Raw genomic sequence first — 13058 nt, 5'->3', positions numbered from 1 at the left:
GGTCGCCCTGCGAGGTGAGTGTTCAAATGGGTCACCGCGCACTTGTTGCGTACGAACGCACAGACGGACAGTACACGCTCCACTACAGCCACTGGGGTGCAGCAAATCTGAAGCTCAAACATCGAATCTCGGCGGAGTCGCCGTTCGGTGGCGAAGACACCGACTCCAAGTGGGCGAAGCAGCTCCTCGCGGAGTTGGCCGATGGCCTCGAGGCAGACGCCGTCGACGGCTACCTGGCCGGTGAGGATCGACCGCCGACGGTCGTCGAGCCAAAACCCCGTGCTACAGGCCTCTCGCTTGACGAGATCGTCGCTGACCATCTCGACTACCTCCACCACGAGGCGTTCTACGTGGTGTCGACGACGTTCGAGGTGACCGCTTATCGGACGCTATGGTTCGGGCTGCAGTACGATTCAGAGACAGTCGAACAGGGAGAGACGGTGGGGAACGGCGCGCTCGCGACGGTGCGCTGGTACGACGGCGAGCCGGTCGGCGACGGCCACCTGCAGGGACAGTTTGCGGCCCTCAAAGACGTCGTCGGCGATATGCTCGACAAGGGCGTCTTCACGCCGTCGACGGCGAGACAGTACCTGAAACGGAAGCTGGCCGAACGAGTCGGAGACCGACAGGAGCTGCTCATTCCGACCGAAGAATCACCCTTCGAGACAGCGAGTCTCGGCAAGCCGTAACACCAATCCCTTAGTGGATACCGGGGAACACACAAGTATGTCAAATCAATCTGAAGACGGTCTTCGTGTCTGGCTTGTCGAACGAACGTACTCCGATGACGAACAGAACCTGATCATCCTCACCTACGCGACGCCCGATGGAGAACAGTACTATCGGAAGGAACGCGCACTCACGTCCTTCACCGACGTCCGAGACACGACAGCAGCAGTCGATGCTGAACCCGGCAATCTTGGCATGGTCGATGACCCCGACCTCCAAGAGCAATACGCGGCCGAAGCACAGCGAATGCAGGAAGTTCACGACCCTGACGACGTAATCTGAGGTCTACTGGTCGACAACGCTGCAGGCCATGGGTTATGTCGTAGCAGGCCTTAGACGGGGTATGCGCGAACTCGTCTTCGCTCTCGAATACGAGCCCGGCTGTAACAGGGTGGCTGACGCTCTCGCCGACCACTCCGACGCCCGCGTCCGCTCGCTCTCGCTGCACGCCACTGCCGAACGTCTCTGGCGGGTCGACCATGCTACCGGAACTCCTGAGGCGCTCGACGCTATCGAGGACGCCTTTCTCACCGGCGACTACTACGCCGACTGTCTGGCGACTGAGGATTGCGGCGCCACACAGACCACCCGCGTCCTCGACCGCACGGACGACGCGCTCATCCTCTACTCAGATTGGGAGCGCACTCCGACCTGCGCCTCAGTCCCCCACATCGCTCGCGACCACCTCGGCGACGGCGTGCTGTTCGAGACTCGTCACGAGGGCCGCCACTACACGTGGCGACTCATCCACTCCGGTGAGGGCGACATGGCGGCGTTCTTCGACGCTCTCAAAGTCGCCGTCGGGGAGTGCGCCCAGATGGAGATGCTCCGCACAGCGGACACAACATCAGCTAGGGGACGCGACGGGACACCGAGCGGCCTCCCGCCAGCCCAGGAGGCCGCGCTTCAGGCCGCGGTCGAACACGGCTACTACGAATCACCCCGTGAGGTCGACGTCGGCGAGCTCGCCGAGCATCTCGACGTGCCACGGTCAACACTCACCTACCGACTCCGTCGGGCGGAAGAACATTTGGCGAAGCAACATGTCGCCGGCGAGCGGGTAGCGGAAGAACGGCTGGCATCCCACTGAAGGCCGTAGTTGGAATATTCCAATAAAGACATATCGAACTCCCGCTCCTACCGTGACGTGATGACAGAGAATCCGGACGCAGCAGGAGGAACGAGCGGCGGCGGGCAGCGACGTGAGCTGACCGCCCGCCTCGCCGTTCCCGAGATGGACTGTCCCTCTTGCGCCCAAAAGGTGGACAAGAGCCTCCAGCGTGTCGACGGCATTACTGACGCCACGCTCCAGCCGACCACCGGCACGGCCAACGTCACGTACGACCCTGATCGGACTAGCGAAGCCGACGTAATCAAGGCGATTGAAGGCGCCGGCTACGAGGTCGTCGGGGGCTCGGACGCTGAGGGCGATGATGAGGACAACCAGGCGACCGACGGCGTCGACATCGCGCCACCATCGGAGGTCTGGACGAGTCCTCGCGCGAAGAAGACGTGGCTCGGCGCGGCGTTCCTCACCGCCGGGCTCCTCTTCGAGTTCCTCCTCGCAGGACAGAACGTCACGGTGGCGAGCGTCCTCGAGTACCCGCTCCACATCGCAGATGTCCTGTTCCTCGGCGCCGTCGCCGCCAGCGGCATCCCCGTCGTCCGTAGCGGGTACTACTCCGCGAAGAACCGAAGCCTCGACATCGACCTGCTGATGGGGACGGCGATCATCGCGGCGACCGGTATCGGCTACTTCGTCGAGGCCGCCACGCTGGCCGTCCTATTCAGCATCGCCGAGCTGCTCGAGGACTACGCGATGGACAGGGCACGGGACTCCCTGCGCGAGCTGATGGAACTCTCGCCCGACGAGGCGACCGTCCTTCGCGATGGTGAGGAAGTGACCGTTCCCGCCGAGGAGGTCGACGTTGGCGAGACCGTCGTCGTCCGCCCCGGCGACAAGATTCCGCTCGACGGAACGGTCATCGACGGCGAGAGTGCAGTCGACCAGTCGCCGATCACGGGCGAGAGCGTCCCCGTCGACAAGACTGCCGGCGACGAGGTCTACGCCGGCGCGATCAACGAAGAGGGGTACCTCGAGGTAGAGGTCACCTCGACCGCTGGCGATTCGACGCTCTCGCGCATCATCGAGATGGTACAGGGCGCACAGGCGAAGAAGACCGAGTCTGAGCAGTTCGTCGACCGCTTCTCCGGCTACTACACACCCCTCGTCGTCGTGCTGGCAATCCTGACCGCCGCTATCCCGCCGCTGGTTATCGCCGACCCCATCTCGGTGGACGTGGCCGGGTACGGGTTCACTTTCGCCGGCGACTGGCAGACCTGGTTCATCCGCGGGCTCACCCTGCTGGTAATCGCCTGCCCCTGTGCGTTCGTCATCTCCACACCCGTCTCGGTGGTGTCGGGCATCACCAGCGCCGCGAAGAACGGCGTCCTGATCAAGGGCGGCAACTACCTCGAAGCGATGGGCGAAGTCGATGCCGTCGCGCTCGACAAGACGGGGACGCTCACGAAGGGCGAACTCGCCGTCACCGATGTCGTCCCGGTCGGCGACACCACTGAGGATGATCTGCTCCGTCGCGCCGCCGGGCTGGAGCGGCGCAGTGAGCACCCCATCGCTGCGGCGATTCTCGCCCGTGCTGAGGAGGCGGGCGTGGGCGACCTGCCCGACCCGAGTGGCTTCGAGAGCCTCACGGGGAAGGGCATCCGGGGCGAGATCGACGGCGAGACGTACTATGCGGGCAAGCCCGCGCTCTTCGAGGAGCTGGGCTTCGACCTCGCTCGAGCACGCCGCGAGACAGACGGCGGCGTCGTGGCGGAAGAGGCGACCGAGGCCGACGACGGGGCGTTCGCCGAGGACGCGCTCACCTCACTGGAGCGGGAGGGCAAGACGGTCGTTATCGTCGGGACGGAGTCGGAACTGCTGGGTGCAATCGCCATCGCCGACGAGGTGCGCCCGGCCTCGAAGCGGGCTGTCGAACGCCTGCACGAGCTGGGCGTCGAGCGCGTGGTGATGCTGACCGGGGACAACGAGGGCACCGCCCGCGCCATCGCCGAGCAGGTCGGTGTCGATGAATATCGCGCCGAACTCCTACCCGACGAGAAGGTCGACGCAGTCGAGGAGTTACAGGCGGAGTACGGGGAGGTCGCGATGGTCGGCGACGGCATCAATGACGCCCCCGCGCTGGCCACTGCGGAGGTCGGCATCGCGATGGGCGCGGCGGGCACCGACACCGCCCTCGAAACGGCTGATATTGCGTTGATGGGCGACGACATCGGGAAACTCCCGTACCTGTACGACCTGTCGCATACGGCCAACGGCGTGATCCGGCAGAACATCTGGGCGAGCCTCGGCGTGAAGCTTCTGCTCGCGCTAGGCGTGCCGCTGGGCCTGGTCAGCGTTGCGCTGGCAGTCGTTGTCGGAGATATGGGGATGAGCCTCGGCGTCACCGGGAACGCGATGCGGTTGTCACGAATCGAGCCCGATCGAATCATCGACGCCTGATTCTGCGGCGGGAAGTGCGGGCAGGACGCTCTTCTTTCGGGACTTACCTCCGCTACATCGAGACTAGTTGTGGTTTGTCTGGGGCAGAAAGGACTGAGCCCCACCGTTGGCTCGTGATTTGATGCCCGAGAATTCAGACGACGATCCATTCCACGATTGCGAGTTAGATCCCGACGCAGTCCTCGGGACGCGCACCTTCCACGATGTCCTGTTCACCGATGAGACGGAGACACCGGTGAACGTGCTCACTGGCGAGACGCCCGCACATTCACAGGCGACCGTCGAGGAAGCGAAGGAGTTCGCTGCGAGTATTGACACCGACACGCCACAGATTGCACTTCCGGCGTCAGTTGAGACGCAAATCGAGACGCAGAGTAAGCCCTACACGTCGGCTGCGTTCTTCCACTTCAAGGCGACGGGCTCGCTAAGGCGTCACCGCGCCTACCACGCCGCATATGACTCGGATGCGTTCACCGTCGACTTCGAAGCTGACTACGAGTCCGGAAACCTGACCATCACAGTCGATCGAACGAACGAGTCCTAAGAATCGACCGCTAGATCAGGGTTTTTCGAGCGCCGGCGATGGGTGCCGGCGCAGCTGGAGCGAGCAACGATTCCCGGTGCGTCGGCGTTTCGAGGTGTTCGAGATGCACATGGTAATTTACGCTCTGGTAGAAGAATCGACCCACGACGACGCACTGGCCAGCGGAAAGTCGGTGTTCGACCGCCTGGTCGGCGCGGACCCACACGCCGGCGCTGTCTTCGACTACCACGTGACGTTCGATGAGGAGGACACGTCCGTTGCGGGGAAGGCGCGATGGGGTGAGTTACCGACTGCAGCCCCCGTCGACTCCGATGACGGCCAAGACCTGCTTGAGTGTGGCTGGGAGGCGACGAAAGAGGAGTTCGAGCGCAATCTCGAACGGGTGAGGGAGGCACTTGACGAACTTTCCGATGAGGAGATCATGCGCGACGAAGATCTCGCTCGGCACGCCTTCCACCAGGTCGGCGCCTACGACGGGCCAACAATCTTCCTGTACAACGAATATGCGAACGGGATCCGTCACCGTGAGCAGCTGGATCGAGTGCTGGAGGAGAGCGAGGAACTCTGGATCGTGCCCGCCGACGTCCACTTCTAACAGATGTCCCGGATCACAAATTGGAAGCGCGAGAGTCGGTCGCCCACACTCGCATACCGGAACACCGAGACCGGAGCTCGGGCAGTCTTACACCGAGCACCGGACTCGTACCGCTACAAGTGGCGTGGCGTAATCCTCGTCGACGGCTACCCAGTGTGGTCGCGGGGGTACGAGACGAAAGACGCGAAATCGTTCCGTAACGAGCTCCGGGAACGGCCAGCGCCCGAACTGAGTTGTCCCGAGTGTCCGAACAGCGATGTGGCAATCGGCGGAAAAACGGCTGACGGCGCGAAGGTTCAGCGCTGGGTCGAGTGTCGGAACTGTGGGTACGAAACATCCTCGCGAATCGTGTACGGCGCCGAGCGCTGATTGATAGGAGCGTATCTGCGGTGACGTTTATTTTGGGCCGGAATGGGTGGCCCGTCTCAATCGGGCCAGATTCACAGATGAGTCTGGAAGTCATCGACCGCCACAGCGAAGCACTGTTCGAGTTCCTCTGGTGTCCCGTCTGCGGGCACGAGATATTCAGTCACATTCCGTTCGAAGGTGTGTTCTGCAAGAACTGCAACACACAGGTCGAACTCCAAGAATCCCGAGAGACACGCGGCTACGAGGAGGCCGTGCTCGCCTGCTTCGATTCTACCACGACCTGGAACCTCCACGTCGACGAGAAACTGCGCCGCGACCTGCCTGATGGGTCGGCGCGCGTGAAAATCTTCGGCGCACCGGGCGCCTACGAGGTCGACTGGTGGAGTCCGGAGCCAGGTGAGGACTGGGAACCTGTCGAGCGCGGCGAGTTCGACGACGTCGAGGAACCATCAGAGGTGTCGCATCTGGCGTAGAGCACGCGTTAAAGCGGTGAATCTACGCCCGACACACGTCGCAGGACCCGCATCCACGAGGGGTTCGCTCGTCGAAGTAGAGACGGCGCCATCGAGCAAACTGATCCGCATACATGTCCTTGCTGTACGGGAATTGGTACAGATTGACCCCGTCCGGCAGGTCTGTGATTTCGGGCGCATCTATGCCAGGGAATCCGTTACGAAACACGAGATCTTCTGTTTTGGACACCAGCTCAGGAGCAACTGTGGATGGGTCCGAGGCCTTCAAGAAGTAGAGTGATGGGATGAACTCTTTCGGGTCGAAGAATCCGTTTGCGTGAAGAATCCACCCACAGAGCCACAGATACGCCTTCTCACTCGAGAAGAAGACTCCGTAGTGGTTGTCCGATTGCCGGCGTTTGTACACGAACACGGGGAGACCATAGCTGAAGCCGACTCGCGTTGGTTCTGCGTGGATATAGCAGTCCTCACGGTCGATGTAGTGGACCAGCGGAGCTTGACACAGCTTGCCCGGGTGCTCACCAGTACCGATCTGCTCCCACAGCTCCGAGACGGAAGCCACGTCGGCGCTCTCATCCTCGAGAGTCGTATCATCGATTGCACGATGGACGGGCGCAGCAGACTGAATCTCCTCGGGGAGATCGTCGCTGGACAGCTCCGCCGTTTCTCGGTCAGGGAGTGTCCGATAGAAGTGTTTATAGAAGCCCTCACGACGCCGCTTGTCGGCGAGCGCTTCGCACCGGGCGCAGTCCTCGATGAACATCGCTGGCACCACCCGGTCTGGATTCTCGGCGGTCACCTCGTACAGACTACGCTGCCGTTCGGCCCGCCTGGCGATCTCATCCGAATCGGGGAGCGGTGAGCTCCTCTCAGACTCCGATGACATACGCATACCTTTGGGCTGGAACAGCATCAGTTTCCGAGCAAGGACCCCGCCCGACTGCCATCTTGCGAATTTCGGAATCCATTTTTAACCGGGTTTAAGTTAGCCAGTGACAACCCTTCCTCGAGATTCCAGCGACTCCACTCGATTCAGGAGAGGTTGTTTCTGCGCCGGCGATGGGTGCCGGCGCACACGCGCCGGCGGTGATCGATGTCGACACGAAGTCAACTCCGATTCATCCAACGGAGCGAGACCGCAGGCGAACAGTCCGATACCGACCGCATCGCACAAATCTACCGCCACTCGGACGGGTATCCCGATAGCGTCCTCCATGACCTGGACCAGCTGAAGCAGCTGCTTGACGAGACACGAACAGAGCGCGGGGCTGCGTACGCCGCTGCCCAGTTCCTGTTCCTCGACACGCTCTCGGCGATGACCCTCTACGTGGACGAAGGGCGTGACCGGAGCATCCACGCTGACCAACCCTCGGATCTCCTCGACCCGGACAATATGGAGCACCTCGACCAGCCGATGTTTCTGCTCGGACACGGCGTAGAGAACCCAGCCGACGGCATTCACGGCGACGAGGAGTATCTCTACGTCGTCGAGCTCCCGACCCGGAACCCGTTCGAGGAGCCGTCCGAGTGGACCGTCAAGGTGAGTGGTCACTCCGCCTTCCCGCGCTGGGATGGTCCGACCGAGGAAGCCTTCGAGCGGGCCAGCTGGCAGTTCCACGGCCCGCTTGAGCAGGCGCTCGAAGAGATGGCCGCTGAGCCGGCGTGAACACTGAGCCCGCTCAGATGATGCCGCCGATGACGAGTAGTCCGACGACGAGCAGAATCGTCGCAACAACGCTTCCCCCGGCCAGCCACTTGTTCTCCATCGCCTTCTCGTGAAGCGGCATCTCGGCGTACTCCTCGCGGAACGCCTCGAGATTTTCCTCGTCGTAGAAGTACTTCGTCTTCAGCGCAAACCGTTCCGTCACGGCACAGCCCGTACAGATCGGCTCGCCTTCCAGCCGCTCCGTTTTGATGTGGCTGGAGCAGGCGATGGCCCCGCAGTTCGGACAGTAGGTGTACGTCTCGTCGCCGCCGCTCGTGTCACAGTGGACGCACCGATGGATGCCGTCCTCGGCTGTCACTCGTGACGGGCCTGCCGCGTAGTACTCGTAGGGGTAGGTGTACTCCTGGAGGTCGGTCGTGTGCCGAACCTCGGGGAGGTACACTGGTTCGATCGACTGGACGGAGATGTCCGAGCGGTTCGGCTCGCAGGTCTTGTTGTACGTGACGTTGTTGTCGCCGGTGTAGGTGACCGTCGTCGTGTGGTGTTGCTGGAGGCGCTCGACGGCCCACTCCTTGTAATCCGTTTGGGTCTGTCCGAACCGGCGCTCCTCGACGGCGTCGAACACCTCTCCGAACTGCTCGGCGTCAAGGTCGACCGTCGCGTGAAGGTTCTCGGTGACCAGCGTTGCTACATCCTCGTTCGCGACCTGTGGCTGCCCGCGTTCGGCGTGGGCAACGAATCGGGTCCGGTCGTTGATCCGGTGGATGACGCCCACCGACGTCTCGAAGACGGCGTTCGTGTCCGCGGTGACCGCGGCCACCGGCCGGAACGTCACCGCTGAATGCGGTTCTGGCAGGTCGGCAGCCTCGATGTTCTCGATGTCGCGGAACGCCTCCGTGACCGGCACGTCGACGTCGGCGGCAGGGTCGTACGGGCGGAGCGTCTCGTCGCAGAGAATCTCGATGCGCCCGTTGTAGAGGTCGAGGCCGATCTCGTCGGCAATCTCCCGGAGGTCCTCGCCATCGAGCAGCTCGATCGGGTGTGGGTCGTCGTTCTGCTGGAGGCGGTTTGCGTACTCCTGAGCAGGGTTCGTAAACCGGCCGGTCGTGACGACCATTCCGCGTTTGGGGCCGTCGAAGTCGAATGTCGCGATGGCGGAGTGGAGCTTCTGGACGACCGGCCGCCCGACCGTCCCCGTGTGCTTGCACTCGACGATGATCGCGCGCCGCGTGCCGTCGACGACCTCCTCCATAATGACGTCGCGACCCTCGTCAGCCGTGCGGTCGGCCTGGCGGACGTTCTCGTAGCCGAGGTTCCGGAACACGTCCTCCATCACGTCCTCGAACTCGAATCCCGAGAGGTCGTCCAGTACAGCCATCCCGATATATCCCAACAGTGCGGTGGGTCTGTCAAATACGTTGCCGAACGCAGCCTCGCTCTGTTTATTTGCCCCCGAGAGGCTGCGGGGTGAACTCACTCCGCGTCACCGAGCTATGACCGATACAGAAAATTCGTGGCGAGATGAATCGCTCCTTGGAGGGTTCTACTTGGAACAGGAGTTGCGTACGAGGTCAAGAGTTTATAACGCATTACGGGGGAACCGCGGAGGGAGGTGACGAAGCCGTGACAGAGCATATCTGTGACTACTGTGGCGAGTCGTTTGCGACCTCCAACGAACTGGGCGGGCACGTAACGGCCGTCCATCGCCGCGACCAGATCGTAACGGATGTAGACGTGATTCTCAACGACATTCAGCGTGTCGCAGACAAATTAGGAAAACCACCGACAGCAAAGGAGATGAGCGAGCACGGGGAGTATTCCCAACGCGTCTGTCAGAACAAGTTCGGGAGTTGGAACGAGGCGCTTCGTGAGGCTGGCTTCGCTCCGAATCGAAAGTACCGACTCACCGATCAGGACTTGTTGGACGAAATTAACCGCCTTACAGATCAGTTCGGTCGTCCGCCATCGAGCGGCGAGATGAACCGAATCGGGAAGTTTCACAAGTGTACATATCTCGAACGGTTTGGTGGATGGGAAGAGACACTCACTGAAGCTGGCTTCTCACAACCACAGTCCTATCAGGAGCGGTCGGCGATCCCCTACGGCCCGAACTGGCCAGAACAGCGACAAAAAGCGTTGAAACGCGATGACTACGAGTGTCAAACACCATGGTGTGGGATGACCCAAGTAGATCATCAAGAGCAGGTGGGAAAGGATATCTCAGTCCACCATCTGGTTCCGCGGAAGTTCTTCGTCGATCCCGACGGGCGGTTTGACCACGAGCAAGCAAATCGCGTCTCGAATCTCGTGACCGTCTGTTCGAAGCATCATCTCATCTGGGAGGCCGTCGCCCCACAGCGACTGGATACGATTGTCGACAGCACACAGCCGCAAGAGATAGCCGGGGGAGAGTGTGTTGGTCTCCCCCCACGAGGGGGTGAGGGGTAAGGCCCCAGTGGTCTAAATGCGAGAGACAGACGAGTCCATCCCGACACCAAACGCAGACGGTCTCACGAAGAGAGAACGACTTCACTGGCACCTCACCAGTGCCCTCGCAAGCGCCGAGTCGCCGGAAACGAAAGCCCATCTTCGAGGAGCACTCGTGGAGTATCGGAAGCTCCCGCCGACACCACTCGTTGAGTGTCCGTTCTGCGGGAAGGTCGGGCTTCCAGAGCGGATCCAAGCCCACGAGTGTCAACGACCGTAGGGTCGTTTTTTGCGCCAGTGATGGGTGGAGGCGCAGACCAGACCGCATCGCGCCTTCGGAGTAGATATGAAAGACCCAGAGACAGCGACAGTCTTCGCGGGCCTCGATGGGCGAACCGACACTGAACTACCTGAGTGGTACGCGGAGCAACACGCTACCCCCGATCCAGTCAGCTTCAGTCAGGCGATTCGAGAGCTTCCACAGGCGATCGAGACAGCAGTCGCGTATCGCAACCCCTACACTGAGGAGTGGGTCGAAACCGAGCGGTTCAACGCACTCGTCGAGCCGTCGCGGTTACAAGCAGAAGCGAATGGTGGCACCGATGCGGAGTCGCTATTTCACATCCCGGCTGACTCGTACGCGATCATCAACCCGGCCGACGTCTACAGACTCAGGATCTCAGGACTTGATTTAAGGGAGGTTGTAGAGGCCATCATACCACTTTCACTCCGGATGGCTGAGTTTGAAGAAGACAACACTCCGAATCGAAAACGGAAGTAATGCCGTCGAAACAGGCACTTGTCAAGACATTAGACTTCCAACTTGAGATACAAAGTGGCAACGAAAACCTGCTGTACGGTGCCTGTATCGAATCCCGGAGGGTGTATAACGAAACGATCCGTCTTGCCAAGAACGGCGTGGACTGGGACATGATCCCCGACCGTGTGGCTGCCGATGTCGACCTCGTGAAGAACACGACGCAGCGTGTCGTCGCTAAAGCACTCGGCGCGATGGAGAACTACTACGAGTACGACAACTTTGACCAACCGAGCCACACGAAAGATGGCATCTACCCACTCCGAGCCAACTACGAGGAAGGGTACAACTTGTTTCTCACCGACGATGGCGACGTTGCGTTCCGCATCAGCGCGAAGCCGTACCAGCATGTCGAGGGCCTCCTCAAGGGGAGTGACGCCCATCTCGATATCCTCAAAGTCGGACTCGAAAGTGATGAGTGGGAGATTGGAACGGCCGAAGTCCTATTCCATAACGACAGCCCCGAGCTACACGTCAACGTCACCAATACCGATCAGACCGTTCGGGACAAGCAGGACTCGCAGACGGTCGTCGGCGTGGACGTGAACGAAGACAACGTAGCCCTCACGGCGTTCTCTGAGGATGGCATCAAGGATACGATCGTCATCGAGTTTCCGGAAATTAAGTTTGAACGTCACCGCTATTTCACGATCCGGAAGCGTGTCCAGAATGCGGGAAAGCGGAGCGTTCACGACACGCTGGAAGATCAGGAAGAGCGGTTTGTCCGCGATAGGCTCCACAAAGTATCTCGACACATCGTGAAATGGAGCCGGCAGTTCGAGGACCCGTGTATCGTCTTTGAAGACCTCAAAGAGATACGCGACAGTCTCGACTACGGCACGCGGATGAACCGGCGCTTACACCATTTACCGTTCCGTGCGCTCCAACATTACACATCATATAAAGCCGGTTTCGAGGGCATACCAACGGCCTGGATTAACCCCGAATACACCAGCCAAGAGTGTCCGATGTGTGGACACACGGAGCGTACGAATCGGAATAAAAAGCGGTTCAAATGTCGAGACTGTGGACATCAAGACCACGCGGACCGTGGGGCAAGCGTCAACATTGCCGCGAAGGGTATCAAAAACCATCAGGAGTGGACTGTGCCTGCTCTCAACAGCCTTCCCACTGTGCGGACGGTGCGACGGCAGGCATCGGGGGCCGTGGACGCCCCGACCGTGACCCACGATACCGTTCGAGGATATCAGACCGATGGTATCACGGGAGTGTCCGACTAATCCACGGGAAGTCTCAGGACTTGATCCTGAGACAGTTCACAGCCTGCTGGGCTTCCCGGACTACCTAGCCGAGCGTGCCGCCGGCGATGCAGAAGCCAATGCGGCGTCCCCCTTCGAGATCGATATGTGGACGCTGCATTCCGGCGCGACGTACGCGCTCACCCACTTCTTCCAGGGGAAAGAGGGAGCGTCCCTCGATCAGTACGTTCGGATCGCCAACGACATCCTGTTCAACCCGGAAGGCACGATCGAGCGCGTCGAGCAGGCCTACGAGCAGCAGCTAGAGGCGGACGGTGACGACGGGTCACAGGCCTCACTGGCCGGCGAACGAGCGCTGGCGAGCATCGAACGGGTCAGCGACGACCTGCAGGAGAAAGTCGAGCAGTTCGAAGAACGCGAGGACGCGCTGCGTGAGCGGTTCCAAGAGGCGATGGCCTGACGCTGCGATGATGAGGTAGTCGGCTGTTCTGTTTGTCTCTCCCCTCGCGAGGTGGAGGGCTACAAGCGGGGGATCGCTCACAATCGACGGCGGGAAAATTGACGCGAGTATCATGACAAACCCTCTATTTGAAACCCTACATGAGCAAACTGGATTAAGTACATGTGTATGTACTAACATACGTTTTCGGTGTTACAATTAAAATGATCGGATTAAAATAATGTTAATACTATTC

Annotated in this window: 13 protein-coding genes and 2 pseudogenes; 13 read left to right on the top strand and 2 right to left on the bottom strand. The window is 60.9% G+C overall.

What is annotated here, in order from left to right; all coding sequences use genetic code 11:
- Positions 1 to 26 precede the first annotated feature (26 nt).
- The 8 genes from DJ70_RS05530 (at position 27) to DJ70_RS05495 (ending at position 6233) form a co-directional block, all read left to right on the top strand.
- Positions 27 to 689 (top strand): DUF6735 family protein, encoded by a 663-nt coding sequence (locus DJ70_RS05530; protein WP_092817766.1) that lies wholly within the window; start codon positions 27 to 29, stop codon positions 687 to 689.
- Between the two features lie 37 nt (positions 690 to 726).
- Positions 727 to 1011, top strand: a complete 285-nt coding sequence (locus tag DJ70_RS05525; RefSeq protein ID WP_049983734.1) for a hypothetical protein — start codon at positions 727 to 729, stop codon at positions 1009 to 1011.
- 61 nt (positions 1012 to 1072) lie between these two features.
- Positions 1073 to 1819, top strand: coding sequence for a helix-turn-helix domain-containing protein (locus DJ70_RS05520; RefSeq protein ID WP_004048592.1), 747 nt, complete (start codon positions 1073 to 1075; stop codon positions 1817 to 1819).
- Between the two features lie 60 nt (positions 1820 to 1879).
- Positions 1880 to 4252, top strand: a complete 2373-nt coding sequence (locus DJ70_RS05515; protein ID WP_179233979.1) for a heavy metal translocating P-type ATPase — start codon at positions 1880 to 1882, stop codon at positions 4250 to 4252.
- 121 nt (positions 4253 to 4373) lie between these two features.
- Complete coding sequence (locus DJ70_RS05510) at positions 4374 to 4796, top strand: hypothetical protein (RefSeq protein WP_006183447.1); 423 nt, start codon at positions 4374 to 4376, stop codon at positions 4794 to 4796.
- A 103-nt stretch (positions 4797 to 4899) separates the two neighbouring features.
- A complete protein-coding gene (locus DJ70_RS05505; protein ID WP_094530941.1) occupies positions 4900 to 5391 on the top strand; it encodes a hypothetical protein in 492 nt (163 codons plus the stop codon).
- 3 nt (positions 5392 to 5394) lie between these two features.
- The gene (locus DJ70_RS05500) at positions 5395 to 5760 is read left to right on the top strand and encodes a DUF7568 family protein (protein ID WP_094530896.1); all 366 of its coding nucleotides are present in this window, start codon (positions 5395 to 5397) and stop codon (positions 5758 to 5760) included.
- A gap of 77 nt (positions 5761 to 5837) precedes the next feature.
- The gene (locus tag DJ70_RS05495; protein ID WP_094530894.1) at positions 5838 to 6233 is read left to right on the top strand and encodes a DUF7567 family protein; all 396 of its coding nucleotides are present in this window, start codon (positions 5838 to 5840) and stop codon (positions 6231 to 6233) included.
- Positions 6234 to 6255: 22 nt separating this feature from the next.
- Here the strand turns inward: DJ70_RS05495 and DJ70_RS05490 are convergent, their stop codons facing one another.
- Entirely contained in the window at positions 6256 to 7119 is an 864-nt protein-coding gene (locus DJ70_RS05490; protein ID WP_245810707.1) for a hypothetical protein, read from the bottom strand.
- Positions 7120 to 7326: 207 nt separating this feature from the next.
- On the opposite strand from DJ70_RS05490, the gene DJ70_RS05485 reads away from it, so the two are divergent.
- Positions 7327 to 7899, top strand: coding sequence for a hypothetical protein (locus DJ70_RS05485; protein WP_094530890.1), 573 nt, complete (start codon positions 7327 to 7329; stop codon positions 7897 to 7899).
- Positions 7900 to 7912: 13 nt separating this feature from the next.
- Here DJ70_RS05485 and DJ70_RS05480 read toward each other — a convergent pair whose 3' ends face one another.
- Positions 7913 to 9277 (bottom strand): restriction endonuclease, encoded by a 1365-nt coding sequence (locus tag DJ70_RS05480; RefSeq protein WP_094530888.1) that lies wholly within the window; start codon positions 9275 to 9277, stop codon positions 7913 to 7915.
- 245 nt (positions 9278 to 9522) lie between these two features.
- On the opposite strand from DJ70_RS05480, the gene DJ70_RS17280 reads away from it, so the two are divergent.
- The 4 genes and pseudogenes from DJ70_RS17280 to DJ70_RS05460 all read left to right on the top strand — a co-directional run.
- Positions 9523 to 10347 carry a homing endonuclease associated repeat-containing protein gene (locus DJ70_RS17280; protein ID WP_158295132.1) on the top strand — a complete coding sequence of 275 codons (825 nt, stop codon included), beginning with the start codon at positions 9523 to 9525 and terminating at the stop codon, positions 10345 to 10347.
- 325 nt (positions 10348 to 10672) lie between these two features.
- Positions 10673 to 10993, top strand: a pseudogene (locus tag DJ70_RS05470) (hypothetical protein); the annotation flags it as partial.
- Positions 10994 to 11106: 113 nt separating this feature from the next.
- Positions 11107 to 12384 carry an RNA-guided endonuclease TnpB family protein gene (locus DJ70_RS05465; RefSeq protein WP_094530886.1) on the top strand — a complete coding sequence of 426 codons (1278 nt, stop codon included), beginning with the start codon at positions 11107 to 11109 and terminating at the stop codon, positions 12382 to 12384.
- 37 nt (positions 12385 to 12421) lie between these two features.
- Positions 12422 to 12823 (top strand): annotated as a pseudogene (locus DJ70_RS05460) (hypothetical protein); the annotation flags it as partial.
- Between the last annotated feature and the right edge of the window lie 235 nt (positions 12824 to 13058).

This window comes from Halorubrum halodurans (assembly GCF_002252985.1).
Lineage (GTDB): Archaea > Halobacteriota > Halobacteria > Halobacteriales > Haloferacaceae > Halorubrum > Halorubrum halodurans.
Note: the sequence above shows the minus strand (reverse complement) of the source record. Positions and strands in the feature narration are given on the sequence as shown.